17 protein-coding genes and 1 pseudogene are annotated in these 18,714 nt (G+C 71.8%); 5 read left to right on the forward strand and 13 right to left on the reverse strand.

The window, feature by feature from the left end:
* Window positions 1-27: 27 nt before the first annotated feature.
* The 3 genes and pseudogenes from ACZ5PB_RS22320 to ACZ5PB_RS22330 all read right to left on the reverse strand — a co-directional run.
* A pseudogene (locus ACZ5PB_RS22320) lies at window positions 28-1,275 on the reverse strand (MFS transporter); the annotation flags it as partial.
* The gene (locus ACZ5PB_RS22325; RefSeq protein WP_468693454.1) at window positions 1,272-3,158 is read right to left on the reverse strand and encodes an IucA/IucC family protein; all 1,887 of its coding nucleotides are present in this window, start codon (window positions 3,156-3,158) and stop codon (window positions 1,272-1,274) included. The gene ACZ5PB_RS22325 and the pseudogene ACZ5PB_RS22320, both read right to left, overlap by 4 nt.
* Window positions 3,155-4,351 (reverse strand): ATP-grasp domain-containing protein, encoded by a 1,197-nt coding sequence (locus tag ACZ5PB_RS22330; protein WP_468693455.1) that lies wholly within the window; start codon window positions 4,349-4,351, stop codon window positions 3,155-3,157. The genes ACZ5PB_RS22325 and ACZ5PB_RS22330 overlap by 4 nt, the downstream gene beginning before the upstream one ends.
* Before the next feature lie 268 nt (window positions 4,352-4,619).
* On the opposite strand from ACZ5PB_RS22330, the gene ACZ5PB_RS22335 reads away from it, so the two are divergent.
* Complete coding sequence (locus ACZ5PB_RS22335; protein ID WP_468693456.1) at window positions 4,620-5,486, forward strand: (2Fe-2S)-binding protein; 867 nt, start codon at window positions 4,620-4,622, stop codon at window positions 5,484-5,486.
* 161 nt (window positions 5,487-5,647) lie between these two features.
* Here the strand turns inward: ACZ5PB_RS22335 and ACZ5PB_RS22340 are convergent, their stop codons facing one another.
* Window positions 5,648-6,664: an ABC transporter substrate-binding protein gene (locus ACZ5PB_RS22340; protein WP_468693457.1), complete on the reverse strand. Its 1,017-nt coding sequence runs from the start codon at window positions 6,662-6,664 to the stop codon at window positions 5,648-5,650.
* A 188-nt stretch (window positions 6,665-6,852) separates the two neighbouring features.
* On the opposite strand from ACZ5PB_RS22340, the gene ACZ5PB_RS22345 reads away from it, so the two are divergent.
* From ACZ5PB_RS22345 to ACZ5PB_RS22355, 3 genes are read left to right on the forward strand one after another with little or no spacing between them, the layout of a single operon-like run.
* Window positions 6,853-7,926, forward strand: a complete 1,074-nt coding sequence (locus ACZ5PB_RS22345; protein WP_468693458.1) for a FecCD family ABC transporter permease — start codon at window positions 6,853-6,855, stop codon at window positions 7,924-7,926.
* Window positions 7,923-8,978 carry a FecCD family ABC transporter permease gene (locus ACZ5PB_RS22350; RefSeq protein ID WP_468693459.1) on the forward strand — a complete coding sequence of 352 codons (1,056 nt, stop codon included), beginning with the start codon at window positions 7,923-7,925 and terminating at the stop codon, window positions 8,976-8,978. Before ACZ5PB_RS22345 ends, ACZ5PB_RS22350 begins: the two co-directional genes overlap by 4 nt.
* A gap of 1 nt (window position 8,979) precedes the next feature.
* Window positions 8,980-9,816 (forward strand): ABC transporter ATP-binding protein, encoded by an 837-nt coding sequence (locus ACZ5PB_RS22355; RefSeq protein ID WP_468693460.1) that lies wholly within the window; start codon window positions 8,980-8,982, stop codon window positions 9,814-9,816.
* Window positions 9,817-9,905: 89 nt separating this feature from the next.
* Here the strand turns inward: ACZ5PB_RS22355 and ACZ5PB_RS22360 are convergent, their stop codons facing one another.
* From ACZ5PB_RS22360 to ACZ5PB_RS22380, 5 genes are all read right to left on the reverse strand, one after another.
* Window positions 9,906-10,466 carry an EF-hand domain-containing protein gene (locus ACZ5PB_RS22360; RefSeq protein WP_468693461.1) on the reverse strand — a complete coding sequence of 187 codons (561 nt, stop codon included), beginning with the start codon at window positions 10,464-10,466 and terminating at the stop codon, window positions 9,906-9,908.
* Window positions 10,467-10,617: 151 nt separating this feature from the next.
* Window positions 10,618-11,217, reverse strand: coding sequence for a hypothetical protein (locus ACZ5PB_RS22365; RefSeq protein ID WP_468693462.1), 600 nt, complete (start codon window positions 11,215-11,217; stop codon window positions 10,618-10,620).
* An 85-nt stretch (window positions 11,218-11,302) separates the two neighbouring features.
* The gene (locus ACZ5PB_RS22370) at window positions 11,303-13,273 is read right to left on the reverse strand and encodes an MFS transporter (protein ID WP_468693463.1); all 1,971 of its coding nucleotides are present in this window, start codon (window positions 13,271-13,273) and stop codon (window positions 11,303-11,305) included.
* Between the two features lie 232 nt (window positions 13,274-13,505).
* On the reverse strand, window positions 13,506-13,697 hold the full coding sequence (locus ACZ5PB_RS22375) for an MmyB family transcriptional regulator (protein WP_468693464.1): 192 nt from the start codon (window positions 13,695-13,697) through the stop codon (window positions 13,506-13,508).
* A 148-nt stretch (window positions 13,698-13,845) separates the two neighbouring features.
* A complete protein-coding gene (locus ACZ5PB_RS22380; RefSeq protein WP_468693465.1) occupies window positions 13,846-14,802 on the reverse strand; it encodes an Lrp/AsnC family transcriptional regulator in 957 nt (318 codons plus the stop codon).
* Between the two features lie 117 nt (window positions 14,803-14,919).
* Between ACZ5PB_RS22380 and ACZ5PB_RS22385 the strand changes: the two genes are divergently transcribed.
* Window positions 14,920-16,491 carry an MFS transporter gene (locus ACZ5PB_RS22385; protein WP_468693466.1) on the forward strand — a complete coding sequence of 524 codons (1,572 nt, stop codon included), beginning with the start codon at window positions 14,920-14,922 and terminating at the stop codon, window positions 16,489-16,491.
* A gap of 27 nt (window positions 16,492-16,518) precedes the next feature.
* On the opposite strand, the gene ACZ5PB_RS22390 is transcribed toward ACZ5PB_RS22385, so the two are convergent.
* The 4 genes from ACZ5PB_RS22390 to ACZ5PB_RS22405 form a co-directional block, all read right to left on the reverse strand.
* Entirely contained in the window at window positions 16,519-17,283 is a 765-nt protein-coding gene (locus ACZ5PB_RS22390; RefSeq protein WP_468693467.1) for an aminoglycoside adenylyltransferase family protein, read from the reverse strand.
* A gap of 22 nt (window positions 17,284-17,305) precedes the next feature.
* Window positions 17,306-17,761: a hypothetical protein gene (locus tag ACZ5PB_RS22395; RefSeq protein WP_468693468.1), complete on the reverse strand. Its 456-nt coding sequence runs from the start codon at window positions 17,759-17,761 to the stop codon at window positions 17,306-17,308.
* Window positions 17,762-17,782: 21 nt separating this feature from the next.
* The gene (locus ACZ5PB_RS22400) at window positions 17,783-17,944 is read right to left on the reverse strand and encodes a hypothetical protein (protein WP_468693469.1); all 162 of its coding nucleotides are present in this window, start codon (window positions 17,942-17,944) and stop codon (window positions 17,783-17,785) included.
* Between the two features lie 218 nt (window positions 17,945-18,162).
* A complete protein-coding gene (locus ACZ5PB_RS22405; protein ID WP_468693470.1) occupies window positions 18,163-18,624 on the reverse strand; it encodes a pyridoxamine 5'-phosphate oxidase family protein in 462 nt (153 codons plus the stop codon).
* Window positions 18,625-18,714: the final 90 nt, after the last annotated feature.

Here is an 18,714-nt window from a genome sequence, read left to right on the forward strand (position 1 = left end):
GCGGAAGGTGCGGGGGGCACAGAGGGTGCGGAGGGTGCGAAACGCGTTACGGGAGGAGGGAAGGGCGAGGGTGCACGCGGCGGCCACGGCCACGGCGGCCCCGGTCAGCACGGGCGCGGTCGGCCCGAAGCGACTGGTGCCGACGGCGGCTGCCACACCCCCGACGACGGCGCCCGCTTTGGAGAAGAACTCCAGCGAGCCGAACAGCCCGCCCGGCTCCCGGCCCTTGGCACAGTCGGCCGCCAGCACGGACAGGCAGACGAGGCCGAGGGTCAGGCCGACGCCCAGCAGCAGCCGTACGGCGGTGAGGCTGACGGGCCCGTTCGCCAGGCCGTGTCCGGCCAGGCCGAGAGCGATGCAGGTGAAGCCCAGCGCGATGCCGAGCCTCGGGCGGCGGTGGAAGGCGGAGTGCACCTTCATCGCGGTCAGCAGATAGCACAGGTGCGGCAGGGCGAAGAACACTCCTGAGAGGAACGGGGAGGTCCCGGGTATGCGCTCGTCGATCAGCCGGATCAGGTACGGGAAGGAGATGACGGTGGAGAAGACGAAGGCGAACTCCAGCGCGTACAGGGCTCGCAGCCTCGAAACCGGCGCCTCCACCGGTACGTCCGTCAGCGCTTCGGCCGGCTCTTCCGCAGCTTTCGCTGTGCGCGACTCCGGGAGAGCGCAGATCAACAGGGCCGCCGTGAGCGGCAGTACGGCCAGCAGCGCGTACTGCCGGTGCGGGGACAGCCACGGCGACAGCGCGCCGACCACCACGGGCGCGAACACCAGCGCCGCCCGTGCGGCACCCTGCATCAAGGTGAGCGCCCTGGACAGCTCGGCGCCTTCCAGCGCCGCGCCGAGATAGCCGTTGGACGCGGCGAACGTGCCGCCGAGGATGCCCTGGAGCACCAGCGCCGCGACGAAGGTGGCGAGGGAGTCGGCCCAGCCCGCGAGCAGGAACGACACGGCGAGCCCGAGCTGGGCCCGCAGCAGCAGCCGCTTGCGGCCGAACCGGTCGGCCAGCCGCCCCCACAGTGGGGCTCCGAGTCCGGCGAACACGGTCGGGACGATGTAGAGCACTCCCGCCCACCGGGCCGTGGTGTCCCCGAGCCCGGGAAGGATCTCGGTGAGGTACGGGGGCAGGCCGAGGGCGGCGAAGGACGCCACGAAGTAGCACCCGGCGACGGCACGGACCTGTCGGCGCACCGGCGGGGAAGGCGCCTCCGCCGCCGCGACCTCCGGATCCTGGTGCGGCGCTCCGTCCGCCACGGCGGCGGCTGTCGCGCTCATCGCGGGCCCCCCGCCCGGGTACGTACCCCTGCTCGGGAACTCCGGTAATCACGCAGGTAATTGGGCCCGGTCGTGTAGTACGTGTTGATGTCCGTGGCGCCGGACCGCTCCTTGGTGAGCAGGGTTCCGGCCGTGACCATGGCCTTGACCGGCAGGCGGTCGGCCTCCAGCACCCGGTCCCGCAGCTCCGCGCCGGGCTGCCCGGGGCCGGTCCCCAGCCGCTCGGCGGCCTCCGCGAGGCGCTGCGTCACGAGTTCCAGCACCGCCTGCCGAGCCTCGCGCGGCGCGCGGTCGTACGCGGCCAGGCCGAAGGCGTACGAACCCGCGCACAGGTGGAGCGTGATGGTGGTGAACATGTCGGTGACGGCCCGGTAGTCCTCGCCGAACATCCTCGGGTCCTCGAAGGCGGTGAGTGCGTCGAAGTCGGGGCCGAGGGTCCGGCGCAGTCGCGGGAGGTTGAGGCGGGGGCTGTCGTCGTCCTTGAACAGCAGCCGCACCCGGGTCCCGCCGTCGGCGTCGCGGTCGAGGACGAGCGAGACGTTCTGCTGGTGGGACTCGATGGCGATGCCGTAGCCGTAGAGCGTGGTCTGCCAGTCGAGGAGCAGGGTGAGGCACGCGTCGAGGAGGGCGACCGGATCGCCGCCGTAGAAACGGTCCGCGAGGCTGTCGATCAGCGGCCGGCCGCCCGGTGCGGGAGCCAGCAGCGCGGCCAGGGGCAGTACGACCGCGTCGTCGAGACCGGCGGGGTAGCGGCGGCACAGCGTCGCGAGGAGCTCGTGCCCGGCGTGGGCGTAGACCGTCTCGTCGGCGTGCAGTATCGACGCCTTGAACCGCGGCTCACGGGCGACCACGGCTTCCAGCAGCCGCTGACCGGCCGCGCCGTGCACGAGGGTGACGGGCTTGATGGTGCGGCGGTTGCGCATGCCCAGGGTCGCGGTGACGAGGGGGAGTTTGAGGTGGAGGCCGGGGTCGGCGGTGAGGGCGACGGTACGCATCGACAGGGTCGGTACGGCTTCCAGGTACGGGCGCTCGGCGAGCACCGCCGTACCGTCCAGGCCGGTTTCGCGCAGTGCCGCGCGCAGTGGGGCGCCGAGTGTGAGCGGGTGGACCGGCAGGGCGACATGGCTGTCGCCGAGACGCGGCAGGCCGAGCTCGGCGGGGGTGGGCCAGCCGGCCGGCAGCCGCTCGGTGCCGCCCGGGACGGTGAGCGCCTCTCGGGGAACCGCGATCCAGCGCAGGTCGAAGCGGGGGTGGAACTCCGGTGCGTAGTCGCGTAGTTGGGCGTCGACGAGGCCGGAGCGGCCGCGTGCCGTCGGGTAGACGGGGTGGTCGAGCCGGGCGGCGAGGGTGTCGTGGGCGAGGGAGGCGGCGAGCCCGGTCCAGTCGGCGGGGTCGGCGCCATGACGGGCCGTCAGCTCGTCGAAGACCTCGCCCGTGGTGCGGTCGTGCAGGTGCATGGTCGCGAGGGTCTGGCGGCACTCCTCGGCGAAGGCCTCGAACCCGGGGCGGTCGAGGGGGTCGGCCAGGGCGGTCAGCGTGCCGAGGACCTCGTCGATGCCGGAGATTTCGGCACCGTACGGCTCGCTGAGGAGCAGCGGGAGGCGGGCGGCGTACTCGCACTGGAAGCCGTCCTCTGCGACGGGCAGCAGCAGTGCCTCGTTCTCGCCCGTGCCCGTGCCCGCACCGGTGCCCGCGCCGGGGAGGCGGAGCCAGAGGCCGTCCTCGCGGACGGTGGGCGTGGAGCGGGTGCGCAGGCCGACGACGTCCTCGCGCAGGAAGGCGCTCAGGACCCGTAGCAGCAGGGCGTCTTCGGCGGTGGTGGCTCCGGCGGTAGTGGCGTCGGCGGTGGCGGCCTCAGCGGCTTCGGCGGTGGTGGGGATCACTGCGCGATCTCCCACCGCTGGGCGGAGACGAAGTCGGCGACGACGCGACGCACGTCTCCGTGGCTGGTGCCTGTGCCCCGGACCACGCCGAGGTAGTCGCGGTTGGTGTGGTGGAGCTCGTGGGTCTCGCCGACCGCGCGCAGCGGCCGGTACGTCAGCCGTACGCCGTCGATCTCCAGGTCGGTGGCGGCGGGGGCGGCCGTCAGGGTGCCCGCACGGTCGGCACACGGCCAGAGGATCTCGGCCGCCCCGTCGCGACGGGCGCCCAGGTCGGTGGGCAGCGGCTCGCCGAGGTGGGTGCGCAGGACGAGGTCGAAGAGCGGGATGCCGAGCAGTTCCGCCAGCATCAGGTCGCACTGGTCGCCTATGGCACGGTAGTTGACCTCGATGATGCGGGCGCGGTCCTCGTGCACGACGAATTCGGTGTGGCAGATGCCGAATCCGATGCCGAGCGCGTCGAGTTGGGCGAGCACCTGGCCGGTCACGGCGTCCGGGTGGGCCGGTACGAAGGTGCAGTGCTCCTCTATGAAGTACGGCGGGGCGGAGAGCCGGGTCCGGAATCCGCCCAGGACGTGCCGGAGCGCTCCGTCCCCGAGCGTCTCCATCGTGTAGAGCCTGCCGGGGAGGTACTCCTCGACGACGAGGGCCGTGTCGGGGCGGCGGCCCTGGATCTCCTTGCAGCGCAGGACCAGGTCCTCGGCCCCGTCGACGAGGACCACGTCCTCGCTCGCCACGCCCTCGCGCGGCTTGACCACGCACAGGGCGGGCGCTTCGGCGGCGATCGCCGCGAGCGCGGCCGGGTCGGCACCGGCGGCGAGTTCGACGGACCACACGGCGTCGACGCCGGCCGCGGCGAGGTGGCGGCGCATCTGCGCTTTGTCCTTGACGCGCAGGGCGGCCTGCCAGCTCTTGCCCGGCAGGCCGAAGTAGTCGGCGGCCAGGGCGGCTTGCACCTGGAGGTGATCGCTGTTGGTGAATACGGCGCCGGGCGCGTGGTGGGTCGACATCCGGGTGATGACGGCGCGGAAATCGCGTACGTCGCACTCCAGGACCTCGATGTCCGGGCACGTCCGGCGGTGGGCCTCGGGCTGGTCCGTGAGCAGGGTGACGTCGAGTCCGAGGCGGGCTGCGGCGGGGAGGAAACCCTCGGTGACCGAATCGGTGGGATTGAGGGCGAGCAGGTACAACCGCATGGGCGGCGGCCCTTCCGGTAGGGGGAGTAATCGACCGATGGGGGGAGTCGGCGACCGGGAGTAGCTTAGGTTAGGCAACCCTTAGTTTCCAACTCCCGGCTCACCCGGATGACTTACCCGGATTGATCACGGCCAGCCAAACTCATAAGGTAAGGCTTACCTTTGTTTTGCTGGATCTTGGCGCTTCGCCGCCGCACCGCACGCCCGTACGCACGTACACCCGCACGCCCGCACGCCCGCACGCCCGCACGCCGTTGAAGGAATGCCGATGACCACACCCCTGGACACCGCGACGGCCCGCGCCGTCGTCACCGGTGGCCGCCAGGTGCTCACCTCCGTCTACCTGCGGCTCGCAGGGATGTGCGAGGCGTTGGACGTACGGGTGGCCACGGGCTCCGGCCGGGCGGCGGGCGGCTGGGTGACCGGAGCGGACCTCGCGGAACACCCGGAGGCCCTGGAGTCCTTCATCGACGCCGAGTCGGCCCGCATCCACGAGCGCCACGGACTCGCCCCCCGCCGCGACGTCGCCGCTTCCCGCGCGCTCCACGACTACCTCTGGTCCGTCAGCCTGCTGATGAGCGGCGCCTGGTACCTGGAGCGGCGCGTCCCGCGCATCCGCCCCGCGGAGATCCGGGTACACCTGGCGACGGGTGCGTTCGAGGTGGCCGCGGGCTCCTCGTTCGCCTGCCTCCCGGACGATCCGGCGGTCGGCTCCGGGAGGGGGGCCGGGGCCAGGGTGGTCGGTCACGAGGAGGCGCTCCGCGCCGAGTTGAGGGCCGCCGTGGTCGACCACATGCGTCCACTGCTGGCCGCGATCGGCCCGTACGCCCGGCGCGGACCGCGTGCCCTGTGGGGCATGGCGGCCGACGACCTGGTCTCCGGGGTCTGGTACCTCGGTCGCGTCCTGGGGCAGGAGGATCGGGCCGTGAGCGCGGCGACCGATCTGCTCCCGACGGCCGTCGCGCCGTTCCCCGGGGGTGCGGACTTCCGCCGGCTCGCGGGCCGCGAGGGTCGCGCGTACCCGACCCGCACCCGGCTGGGCTGCTGCCTGTACTACGCGCTCGACGCGGCGGAGCCGTGCGGTACCTGCCCGAGGACCTGCGACGCGGAACGGCTGCGGAGGCTGGAGAGCTGACTGCCCCGGCAGTCCGCGCGGGTCGGATACTGCCGAGGGCCGGGGGGGGGGGGGGGGGGGGGGGGGGGGGGGAGAGGGGGGGGGGGGGGGGGGGGGGGGGGGGGTGTTCCCCCCCCCCCCCCCCCCCCGGCCCGGAACGGGCAACCAGGTTCAGCCGCAGCTCACTTGGCCGGGTCGACCTTGAAGGTCGCCGCCAGGTCGTCGAGCACCTTGTCGGCGCCCTGGAGCGAGACGGAGGTCATCCACATGGCGTCGTCGACCTCGTGGACGTTGCCCTTCTTGACCGCGTTGAGCCGCTTCCACAGCGGGTTCGCCATGAACTTCTTCTTCCGCTCCTCGCCGCCCGAGAAGGACGTCAGGAAGATGTGGTCCGCGTCGACCTGCTGGATCTGCTCCTCGCTGATCTCGATGTTGAACTCCTTGGTGTCGCGCTGGTTCTCGGGCCGGGTCAGCCCCATGTCGGTGAGGATGACGCCACTGAAGGTCTTCGGCAGGTAGATGCGGGTGGGGCCGTCGACGAACCGCGTCACGCTGAAGGTCGGCTTTCCGCCGTCCTTGCCGCCGCCCAGTGCGTTGATGGCGTCACCGATCTTCTTGGCCCGGGTTTCGTACGCCGTCAGTTTGGCCTTGGCCTTGTCCTCCTGGCCGAGGGCCTTGCCGAGGAAGGTGATGTTCTCCTTCCAGATCGGTCCGGTCGTCTTGACGAAGACGGTCGGCGCGATCTGGCTCAACTGGTCGTACAGGTCCGCGTGCCGGACGGTCGCCGAGACGATGAGGTCCGGCTTGAGGGCGGCGATCGCCTCAAGGTTGGGGCTGGTCAGCGGGCCGACGTCCTTGGCGTTCTTGACGGCGTCGCCGAGGTACGGGGGAAAGCCCTTCTGGTCGCGGTAGGAGCCGATGCCGCCGACGAGCGGGGCCTCCACGGCGACCACGGCCTCGACCAGGCTGTTGTCCAGCGCCACCACGCGCTTCGGCTTGGTCTTGATCTCGGTGGTGCCCTTGTCGTGGGTGATGGTGCGCGGGAAGCCCGCGTCGGCTGCGGCCGGTTTGTCCGAACTGCCGTTGGCGGCCTTGCCGCTGTCACCGCCGCCACAGGCGGCCAGCGAGAGGGCCAGCGCCGCCGTGAGGGCGGCAGCGGCGATTCGGCCGGGCCGGCGGCGCTGAGCGAAGAGGTGCATCGGGTGTCTCCCAAAAGACGGCATCGGCAATGCGGAAAAGGAAAGCCCGCCACACTTAGGCAAGGCTTACCTTTGTAGGGGCGATGTGAGAATAGCTGCTGCTCAGGACCGAATCCACCCCGGACGTGCGTGCGATCCATCCGGGGGTGCGCATCACCCATGGTTAGGTATCCCTTACCTTGTGAGGCGTGACCTTGAAGCCCGACGTCGGAGGGGTGGCAGCGCCTGCGCGCCGCCCCGCTCCACCTGCCCCCGCACCACCGCGAATCGGCACCCGCGCCATGGTGACTGCCCTGCTCCTCGCCGCCGTCGCGGCGGCCGTCTGTGCCTCGCTCGCGATAGGCACCAAGGCCGTACCGCTGTCCGACGTACTGACCGCGATAGGCGGCGGCACCGACGGCGACGCCCTGGTGATCCGCCAACTGCGCATGCCCCGTACCCTGTTGGGTCTCGTCGTCGGTCTGGCACTGGGGGCGGCGGGAGCCATCGCGCAGGACATCACCCGCAATCCCCTCGGTGACCCGGGCCTGATCGGGATCAGTGCGGGCGGCGCCTTCGCCGTCGCGCTCAGCATCGGGGCTCTGGGGCTGACGAGCCCCTTCGAGTACATCTGGTTCGCCTTCCTCGGCGCCGCGCTGGCCGGAATGCTCGCCTACGCCGTCGGCGGAACCGGGTACGGAGGGGCAACTCCGGCCAAACTGGCACTTGCCGGGGCAGCCGTCACTGTTCTCCTCGACGCGGGCACCAACACCCTCGTACTCCTCGATGTCCGCACGCTGGACCAGTACCGCTTCTGGGCGGTCGGTTCACTCGCGGGCAGGGACGGCCAACTGGCCCTCCAGCTCCTCCCGTTCGTCGCAGCAGGCCTCCTGCTCGCCCTCGGCATCAGCGGCCGACTCAACGCCCTCGCACTCGGCGACGACCTCGCGAGCAGCCTGGGCACCAAGGTCCGGACGACCCGGCTGCTCGGCGCCGTGGCGGTCGTCCTGCTCGCCGGGGCAGCAGTCGCCGGCGCCGGCCCGGTCACCTTCGTCGGCCTCGTCGTCCCCCACGTCGTACGGGCCTTCACCGGGCCCGACGCCCGCTGGCTGGTGCCCTGCTCGGCCCTCGGCGGTGCCGTCCTCGTACTGTCGGCGGACGTCGTCGGCCGGATGGTCGCCCGGCCCGGCGAGCTGGAGGCCGGGGTGGTCACCGCGCTGCTCGGCGCCCCGTTCCTCGCGCTGCTCGTCAAGCGGGGCAAGCTCAAGGAGCACACCGCATGAGCCTGTTGAGGTTCGAGCGCGGACCGATCGGCCTGGCGGTACGCCCTCGTACGGCCGCCGTCGTCCTCGTCCTCGCCGTCACCGGTTTCGCGGCACTCGTCGTATCGGTGTCCCTCGGTACGTACGCCATCCCGGTCGGGGACGTACTCGGCGCGGTCCTGGGCACCGGCGACGGCGCGGCGGACCTGATCATCCGTCAACTACGGCTGCCCCGCGCGCTCACCGCCCTCCTGGTCGGCGCCGCCTTCGGGCTCGCCGGGGCCGTCTACCAGGCCGTCACCCGCAATCCCCTGGCCAGTCCCGACCTGATCGGGATCGCGGCCGGTTCCGGAGCGGGCGCGGTCACCGCGATCCTGATCGGCGGAGTCACCGCCGCCGGGGCCGGCACCTTCGGGGCCGTTCCGTTCGGCGCGCTCGCGGGCGCCCTGCTCACCTCCGTCGCGATCTACCTGCTCGCCTACCGCGACGGCACCATCACCGGCTACCGCTTCGTACTCGTCGGGCTCGCCGCGAACGGCGCCCTGATGGCCCTGACCCGGTGGATGCTGGCCCGCGCCGACATCGACCAGGCCTCCCGCGCCATGGTCTGGCTCACCGGCAGCCTCAACGGCCGGGGCTACGAACACGTCCAGTGGGCCGGATTCGCCCTGCTGCTGCTCATGCCGCTCACGCTGGCCCTGGCGCGCCCGTACCAGCTCCTCCAGTACGACGACGACACGGCGCGCAGCCTCGGCATCCCGCTGAAGCACTCCCGGATCGCCCTGCTGGTGCTCGCCACCTGCCTCACCGCCCTGGCCACTTCCGCCGCCGGGCCGATCGCCTTCGTCGCACTGGGCGCACCGCAGATCGCCCGCCGGCTCACCGGCAGCGCGGGAATCCCGCTGGTGACCAGCGCGCTGACCGGCGCGGTCCTGCTCGTCCTCGCCGACCTGGCCGCCCGCCTCGTCCTGGCCCCGACCGAACTGCCCGTCGGCGTTCTCACCGGCGCCGTGGGCGCCCCGTACCTGCTGCTGCTCCTCGCCCGGACCAACCGGGCCGGAAAGGGAGGCTGACATGACCGCCCCACCGACCGCTCCTGAGACCGGCACCCCGCCCGCCGCGCTGCACGGCTCCGGTCTCCGGCTGGGCTACGGCGACCGGATCGTCGCCGAGGATCTCGACCTGCCCGTTCCGGCGGGCAAGGTCACCGCCCTGGTCGGCCCGAACGCCTGCGGCAAGTCCACCGCCCTGCGCGCCCTCGCCCGGCTGCTCAAGCCGGCCGGCGGCACCGTACTGCTGGACGGCGAGGACATCGCGTCGCTGTCCGCCCGTGACTTCGCGCTGCGCCTGGCCCTGCTGCCGCAGACCCCGACCGCGCCGGACGGCATTTCCGTACGGGACCTCGTCGCCCGGGGACGTACCCCGCACCAGCGCTGGTGGCGCCAGTGGTCCTCGGCGGACGAGGCCGCCGTGGACGCGGCCCTCAAGGCCACCGGCTCGGCGGAACTCGCGCACCGCTCCATCGACGAACTCTCCGGCGGCCAGCGCCAACGGGTGTGGATCGCGATGGCACTGGCCCAGGACACCTCCGTACTCCTCCTGGACGAGCCCACCACGTACCTCGACCTCGCCCACCAGGTCGACGTCCTGGAACTCGTCGCGGAACTCAACCGTTCCGAGGGCCGCACCGTGGTGATGGTCCTGCACGAACTCAACCTGGCCTGCCGGTACGCCGACCACCTCATCGCAATGCGCGAGGGCCGCATCGTGGCGGCGGGCCCGCCCTCGGAGATCGTCACCCCGGAACTCGTCCACGAGGTGTTCGCCCTGCGGGCCACCGTGATCGAGTGCCCGGTGGCAGGCACACCACTGGTCATCCCCGAAGGAGGCCGCCGCAAGGAGACGGCCTGACGGATCCCACTCTTGTGCCGGTTTGCCGGATTGCCGGTTTGCCGGAACGGGCCGCCCGTCGTGTGCTTTCGTGCCGGGCGGCCCCGGGGTCAGCCGACGTATGCCAGCAAGGGGGTGCCCATGGCCTCGGCGTCCGTGTCCGTCGCCGGGTCCAGGAAGCAGCCGCTCCAGCCCGCCACGTACTCGTCGCGGGTGATGTAACCGTCGCCGTTCAGGTCGAGGCGCGCCGCGACCGTGTGGGCCAGTTCGCTCTCCAGGCCCCAGGCGATCAGGAACGCCGTCATCTGCTCGACGGCGGCGACACCGTCGTCGTCGGTGTCGATCACGGCGAACTCGGCCTCGAACCCGGCGCGCAGATTGCGTTCCAGGGCCGCCCGGTCCCCCAGGTCTCCCGACATCGCCTGGCGGAACTCCTCGCGGCTGATCAGGCCGTCACCGTTCGCGTCGGCGTGTTCCAGGAGCAGGACCCAGCAGCGGCGCCACTCCCCCGCCAGCGTCGTCGCCTTGGCGGAGCTGTCCGGGGCGCCGGCGGCGCGGGCGATCGACTTGCCGAGGGTGACGAAGTCCTGTTCCTCCAGCACTCCGTTGGCGTTCGCGTCGAGCGCGTCGAAGGTGCGGTCGTACTCTTGTCCGCGCACGTCACCGGTCATTGAAACCTCCTGGGGGAAACGAACTGACCACCGGACCCTGGTCGTTCGGCCGCCCGGCCAAACCCCCGGACACGCAGCAGGTCCTATATGGCACTCGTTGGCGTTACGGGAGTGCTGTCGGCTTGACCGCTGAAGGGTCCCGGGGACGTGTTCAGCTCACGATCTGGTCGCCGTCGGGGACGTCCTCGACGGTGACCAGGACCCGGGGCAGGCCGAGGCCCCAGGCCACCTCCCGGCCGAGCCCCTCGAAGTCCTGGCCGGACGGGACCGGTACCTGCTCGCCCTCGCCGTAACTCTCGATCGCCTTCGTGAAGTAGCTCGGGTGCCAGGCGCCCACGGCACCCTTGACCTGGACGGCGGCCACGGGGCGTTGGCCGACGAGCTCGCCGAGTGCCTTCAGGATCGCGTCGGAACGCAGTTCGCCCGGCACCTGGAACAGGCTGGCGTGCGCACCGACCAGACCGCCGTCCCTGAGCCGCACGGTGACCGTGAGGCAGCTGGTGACGCTCGGGTAGGTCAGCACGCCGCCCGGGGCGACCTCCCGCACCTGGCCTTCCCTCACCGTCGCGCGGTCGGGCGCCGTCGCGCGACCGGCCGGGTGCGCGACGGCGGTGGCGGACTGGTCCGCCGCCTGGGCGGGGGCGGCGAGCCCCAGACTCAGCGCGAGGAGGAGCGTTGCCGGGAGGGCCGTACCGACTGCGCGGGCGGTGCGGGTGGTACGGGTGGTGGGGTGGAGCGGGGGGTTGGGCATCAGGTACGGGTCTCTTCTGCGCGGGGTGCGGGGCTGGGCACCATCGAAACACGTCCGGTCGCGGCCGTGCGGCGCGGGTCTGTCGCTAGTAGTGCAGTCCGGCGCCCTGGAGCAGGGCGAAGACGCCGATGCTGATGAGGGTCAGTACGAGCAGGTAGGCGAGGGGCGCCCGTGGTGCACTCGCGTACGGCGGGCCGAGCGTGCCCGTCGTGCTGCCGGTGCGCCACCACACGAAGGCCACGAGCAGGGCGAGCGCGAGGGGTGGGAGGAATGTTTCGCGGCCCGTGAAGTGCGGGATCGCTCCGCTGATGCCGATGACGCCGGCCGCGCCGAACAGCACGCCGAGCCCGTCGAAGCGGGTGCGACCCGCCTGGTTGTGCACGGCGATGGCCGTTCCGATCACCGCGAGGACGGCGAAGGGAACCACTGCGAGCAGGGAATCGCGCCAGGCCTCCATGCCGAAGTGGGCGTAGAAGGCGGCCGCCAGGCCGAGCACCGGCCCGCTGCCCGCGACGGCGACGTAGATCCCGAAGGCCTTGCGGCGTTCCCGGTCGTCGGTGAAGTTGTCGGACACCAGGCCCGGTACGGACGACGAGACCAACGCCGCGAAGGCACCCTGGAGAGCGCGGGCCAGGCCCAACACGCCGGAAGTGGGGGCCAGGCCCGCAACCGTGGCGGTGACCGCGAAGCCCACCAGGCCGATCAGCAGCGTACGTTTGCGCCCGACGCGGTCCGTGACGCGGGAGCCGAACAGCAGCAGCGCGGCGAAGGCCAGCGAGTAGACGATGGGCATGATGTCGAGGTAGACGGTGGACGACACCCTCAAGCCGTCGCTGGGCATCCCCAGGTCCTGGGCGGCGCCCCCGACCAGCAGGACGTAGTTGGAGAACAGCGCGTCGAACAGCACGGCCAGCTGGGCCAGTACGAGGGCGGACAGGGCCCACCAGCGTCTGGGGAGCGGGGCCGAGGGGGTCGTCGGGGCCGACGGGGCAGCCGGGGCGTTCGCGGCTCGGTCATTCCGGTGGGCCGGGGCCGTGGGGGCGCCCCAGATGCCTGGCGCCGGGGCCGGGCCGGCGGCGGCGGCGGTCGGGGCGTACGCGGGCGATGCGGGCACCGGTGACGGTGCCTGTGCCTGTGCCTGTGCGGCCGGTGCCGGGGCCGGGGTGTAGTCCAGCAAGTGGGCCGCGCGGCGCCCGAGTTGCGCCAGGACCGTTCCGGGCAGCCACTCGCCCGCCTCCGCGGACTCCGTTGCCATGGCCACCTCGTGCGGGGTGGGCCGTTTGGCCGGGTCCTTGTCCAGGCAGGCCCGTACCAGGTCGACGAGCGAGTCCGGCACCCCGGTGAGGTCCGCCTCCTCCTCGGCGATACGGAAGAGATGGGCGTTCAGGCCGGTCTCCGTGGCGCCGAAGAGGAGGCGTCCGGTGGCGGCGTAGACGAGCAGGGCGCCGAGGCAGAACACATCGGACGCCGGGGTGAGTTCGAGCCCGCGCACCTGCTCCGGCGACATGAATCCGGGCGAGCCGATCAGCATTCCGGTACGGGTGTGCAGGCTGTCGCCGCCCAGGCTGTCCATCGCCCGCGCGATGCCGAAGTCGATGACGCGGGGGCCGTCGACGGTGATCAGTACGTTGGACGGCTTGAGGTCCCGGTGGATCAGGCCAGCCCCGTGCACGGCCTGGAGCGCGAGGGCGAGGCGGTTGGCGAGCGTACGCACCGACTTCTCCGGCAGCGGCCCGAAGTCCTCGGACACGACAGTGGTGAGGTCGGGCCCCGGGATGTACTGGGTCGCCACCCACGGCACTGCCGCCGCGGTGTCGGCATCCAGGACGTCCGCGGTCCAGGCCCCGCCCACCCGCCGAGCCGCGGCCACCTCACGGGCGAACCGCGCCCGAAACTCCGCGTGTTGGGCGTGCTCGGCCTGTACGACCTTGACGGCGACGGTCCGTCCGAGATCGTTGCGGCCCAGGTACACCAGCCCCATCCCACCGGCACCGAGCCGGGCGATCAGACGGTACGGGCCTATGTGTGCGGGGTCCTCCCCCGTCAGTTGCTGCACGGCGGGAACGTCAGCCCTTCGGAGTGTGGGGTGTGGGGTGGGTCGAGGCGCGGGCCGGGGTGGGCTGTGGGTGGTGGGCGGCCATGCGGTGATCCCCCTGGGTCGGTCATACGGAGATCCCAACCTAGGCCACTCGCGGCGGTGTTGGGCCCGGGCCCCGGCATTCGCCCGACCCGTCCGGAGTTTCCGGCACCCGGCCGGAGTTTCCGGCACCCTGCCGTGCCCGCCGTCCCTACCGTCCCTGCCCCTGGCTCGCCTGCCGGAGCAGCGCGAGTGCCCCCTCGGAGGGAGATCCTGCGGGCGTGGTGCACACGATGAGCGTCTGCTCCGGCGACCGCGCGACCGACAGCGTCTGCTGGGTCACCGTCACCGTGCCGACGAGGGGATGGCGCAGCTCGTAGGACGCGGCATCGCACGGCGACACCGGCCTCCTCGGCCCGGCCCCCGCACCGCCAGGACTCGCGGTCCGGGTACACGGCGCCTGGGTCTCATTCGCCGCAACCGGCGCCCCCGGCTGGGCCCCCTACACCCCGCACCGCCCCACTCGACAAGCCCTGTGAGCTGTGGATGCGTCAGGGCAGCGCGGGCGCGAGGCGCTTGACCTCGCGCAGGGTCGGGGCGGTCTCGATGCTCTGAATCCCCGGCAGGGGGCCGATGCGCCGGTCGATGTAGTCGTACAGGTCGATCGGGGTGCGGAAGATGCCGCTGGCGACGAGGTTGGCGGTCCCGGTGATGGCGGCGGCGAAGGCGATTTCGGGGTGGGTGGCGAGGGCTTCGCCGACGGTACGGAGGTGGGCGGGGGCGACGTTCAGCCAGAGCCGGGTGCTCATCCGGTAGCCGAGCAGCTGGGGGTCGAAGTCGACGGCGAAGCCGAGGGCGCCCTCGTCGCGCAGCCGGTCGAGGTGGCGCTGAACGCTGGAGGGCGACCGGCCGACGGCCGCGCCGAGTTCGGGCAGGGTGGCGCGGCCGTCGCGGGCGAGCTCGGTGAACAGGGCGCGGTCCGTCCCGTCCAGGGGCAGCGGGTCGGCCGGGACGGTGGCTTCGGCGGGCACCGGGGTCTCGAAGCGGGTGGCGTGCCAGGTGCTGGTGGTCCCGACGAAGATCCGCATCATGCAGTGGGCGCTGACGGACAGTACGTGCGGGGTGCGGGGGAGTTTGTCGAGGAGCAGGGCGTTGCGTTCGTCCGCGGTACGGGTGTTGAGCGCGCAGTAGAGCTCGGTGCCGCCGGATGCCAGGGTGACCCAGCTCGTGTCGGGGCGGCGGGCCAGCACGTCGGCGATGGTGCCGGCCGCGTCAGGGGTGCAGTGCAGGCGCAGCAGCCAGCGCACCAGGCCGAGGCGGGCGGGGACGGGGTGGCCGACGATGCGCAGCCCCTTGCCCAGGAGGCGCTGGTAGCGGCGGGCGACGGTGCGCTCGGAGACGTCCAGGTCGGCGGCGAGGCGGCTGAAGGGGGCCCGGCCGTCGAGCTGGAGGCCCTGCAGCAGCCGCTGGTCCAGTTCATCGAGCTTGTCTGGCTTGCTGGAATCCACCGTGATACCCCACTCCACTGTCGGTTTCTTCCACTCTCCCAGATCTGACTAGGGGTACGAACGGTAGGCCTTGCAGGGTGACCGAGTCCTGACCCTCCACTCCTGGAGTCATCACTCATGCGCATTTGGGGCCCTTTGGCAGCTGTCTGCCTGGGTACGTTCGTCCTGCTGGTCGACGTCACGATCGTGCTGGTCGCACTGCCGTCCATGTCCGAATCCCTCGGGGCGTCGCTGTCGCAGTTGCAGTGGGTGGCCGACGGCTACGCGCTGGCGGTCGCCGCCGCCCTGCTCGGCGCGGGCATGCTGGCCGACCTGCACGGACGGCGCCGCGTGTATGCGACGGGCCTGGTGGTCTTCGCGCTCGCCTCCGTCGCGTGCGCGCTGGCGCCCGGCATGGGGTGGCTGATCGCGGCCCGCCTGGTGCAGGGCCTCGGGGCAGCCGCGATGTTCACGACCACCCTGTCGCTGATCAGCACCCTGTATGCGGGGCGTCGGCTGGGGATGGCGTTCGGCGTGTGGGCGGCGGTGGCCTCCAGCGCCGCCGCGCTCGGCCCCATCCTGGGCGGACTGCTCACCCAGGCACTGGACTGGCGGTGGATCTTCTACGTCAATGTGCCTGTCGCCGCGCTCGCCCTGTGGTTGACGTACCGCTGCATCCCGCGCTCGACCGTGACCACTCCGGCTGTCCCGGCTCCTGCTGAGGACACCACCCGCCGCCTGGACGTGCCGGGCGTGGTGCTCTTCGCGCTCGGCGCGGGCGGCCTGGTGTACGCCTTGACCGCATCGCACTCCCGGGGGTGGGCGGCATCGGCGACCCTTGTCCCGCTGGGCGTCGCGGTCCTGGCCCTCGTGGCGTTCGTGGGGGTGCAGCGGCGCAGCAGCCACCCGCTGCTGGACCTGACACTCTTCCGCCGCCCGGCGTTCACCGCCGCGATGATCACCATTGCGATCGGTGAGGGCGCGGTCTACGGGATCATGCCGTACACCTCGATGTGGCTGCAGTCCGTGCAGCACCTCTCCCCCGTCGCCACCGGCCTGGTCATCCTGCCGCACGCGCTGGCGGCCGGGCTGGTCGCCGTCGCCGCCGGACGCTGGGTGCCCAGGCCCTCGCCCCGTATCGGCGCCACTCTGGGCCTGCTCCTGGCGGGCCTGGGCATCTGCGCGCAGGGCTTCCTGGGCCCCGACTCCGGCTGGCCCGCCCTGGTCGGCGGGATGACGCTGAGCGGTGTCGGCATGGGCCTGGTGTTCCAGGTGGCCGCCTCGCTGGCGCTGGGCTCGGTGCCCCCGGAGCGCGCGGGCATGGCCAGCGGCACGTACAGCACCTTCGAACAGCTCGGTTACGCCTTCGGGGTCGCCGTCTTCGGCACCCTGGCGGTCTCCACCATGGGCCGCCTCCTCCAGGGCAAGGTCCCCGACCCGCACGGTGCCGCACAGACACTGTCGGGAGGCGGAGCCGACAAGCTGATTGCCAACTCCCCTTCCCCGCAACACAGTTTCCTCACCGACACCGTGCACGCGGTGTTCGCCACCGGCCACAACACTCTCGCCCTGACCGCAGGCGCGGTGACGCTCGCTGCCGCAGCGCTGGTACTGGTCCTCACCCGCCACCGCTCCAAGAGCGAGCCCACCGATGCGGGCGGCGACCGGCAACAGCCCGCCCCCGAGCCGACCACGACCACGACCGTCTGACCGAACTGACGCCGCCGACAGCTGAGTTCACCGACCCCCGTCATTCAACCGGCCGATCTCGCCAGCCACATGATCCACAAACGGACGCACTTCCGCCCGCAACGCCTCGCTCCAGTCCTCCTCGGAATAGCGGCAGTTGAGGTACAGCTGCCTGGCGTACGCGAGGACCGCGCGGTGTTCGGGCGGGAGGTGCGCGAGGGCCCAGTCGGCGGCGGCGTCCTTCGACCTGATCTCACCGCTGGCGAGCGTGCTCCAGATGCGTACGAGGGTGAGCAGGACGTTGCGGGTGTCGCCGTCCAGGTCGTCGAGCAGGTCGGGGATACCGGCCGCACTCGCCCGGTCCAGGTCGGAACGCGGGACGGGGTCGAGGGCCTGTGCGGGCGCAGGGCCGGTGAGCGGGTGATCCCCGGCCAGCACCATCGTGATCAGCAAGGCAAGATCGGGCATCGGCTCCTGCCGAGGCACCTCCCCCGCCTCGTACTCGGCACGCAGCCACTCGCCGTACAGGAAGTCGCAGGTCGGAGGGTACCGCCAGGGCCGGACCTCGGACTGGACGACCACCGTGAGCTCGACCGGGCGGGCCTTGGCGAGGGAGCCGGAGTTCAGGAGCAGACCATCGAGGAGCGCACGACGCTGCCGCGCTTCCATCGACCGCCGGGTGACGACCAGTAGGTCCAGGTCGCTGGCCGGCCTGAGTCCGCCGAGCACGGAGGACCCATGGAGGTAGACGCCGATGACGTCCTCGCCCAACACGGCGTCGGTCAGTGCCACGATCTCCTGAAGCTGACTCACCGCGCCAGTGTCTCCCGTGCGGTCAAAAACTCCAGCTGTAGAGACCACCACCGGTGCTCACCGCCAACACCGCGAGCCGGGCGACTCCTTGCAGGACCGCCAGCAGATCGTCGTCGGTCATGTCGTCCCCGTCGGCGGCTCTGAGCCTGGTGGTCCAGCGGTCCGCCAACTCCTCCAGCGCGGTGGAGTCGGCATCGGCCAACGCCCGGGTCAACCTCGGCGGCACTGCGAAGACCTCGACGCCATCGTTCAGGGGAGCAGTGACCCACTCCGGCCACGGCCGCCACGCACAGAGCTGCTCATCCGTCGGCGCCCCGGCCGAGGGATCCGCGAAGTACATGTCCCACTCGACGATGGCGCTGCCGGGCTCAAAGAAACGGCACGTCACAGACTCAAAGGCCTCACCAGGCCCCCGCAGACGGGTCGCAGCGGCTGTCGCGTCGTCGGGAGCGAGGAAGAACGCTATGTCGTGGGCCACTTCAGCATGATGTCAGCCGGGCTACTCGTACACCTGGGCAGCGGAGAGCTGTTGGGCGACCGACCGCCAGGTGACTGGTTCGAGTTGGGCGTGGAACGGTGTGTCGGCGGCGAGGCAGGCGGCCCAGGATTCGAGTACCTGCCCGAGGGTTCCGGACGCCCAACTGCCACCGTCGCCCGCCATTCACCGCGGCTGACCCTCGCCTCCCATTCCTCCCGGTCGCGGGCGAAGTCAGCGGCGAGCGCCGCGGCGTACAGACGCAGACCGCGGGCGCTACTCACCTCGTTCGGTCGGTGCCGTCGAGCCGCCCCTCCAGGAGCCGGACCCAGGCCCAGAGGAAGCCGTCGACGGACTGGTCGGTCCAGCGCTGGGCTGCGGGTGTACGAATGTCGGAGTGGCGCCTACCCCAGCCAAGCCCCGTCACGCATGATGACCCTGCCCCTCAGCTCCGCCTCTCCACGCCAGGCACGTACCACCCTCGGCGCGATGCGCAGATACACAAAGGAACCGTCCTCCGTACGCGGGTCCCACCCGAACTTGTCGGCGAACGCGTCGGCCGCGTCGGCCGGCACCTCCTGGTCCGTGAAGCACTCCGCCGACCCTTGGAGCAGTACGACGTCCAAGGTGTCAGGCAGCGACAGGCGTACGCGCGGGTCCGCACGTACGTTCCGTACGGTCGCGGACGTCGCGCCGGTGCACACCCAGACCGCCTTCCCGTCCCATGCGAACCACAAGGGGACCTGGTGAGGGCCGTGATCGGGATGAGCCGTCGCCACCCAGGCGTCCCGCTCCCCGGCAAGGCGGTCGAGTGTCTCGCGGGTGCGTTCGGCCGTCGAGCGGTGAACGGTCTTTCTGCTTTGCATAGCCGCCGATGCTAGCCAGCAAGATCGGTATGCACATGGGGCTGTGGTCCTACATCCCTTGCGGGGGGGGGAGAGAGCGCCCGAGACCAG

The sequence above is a fragment of the Streptomyces sp. NPDC032721 genome, from assembly GCF_055579625.1.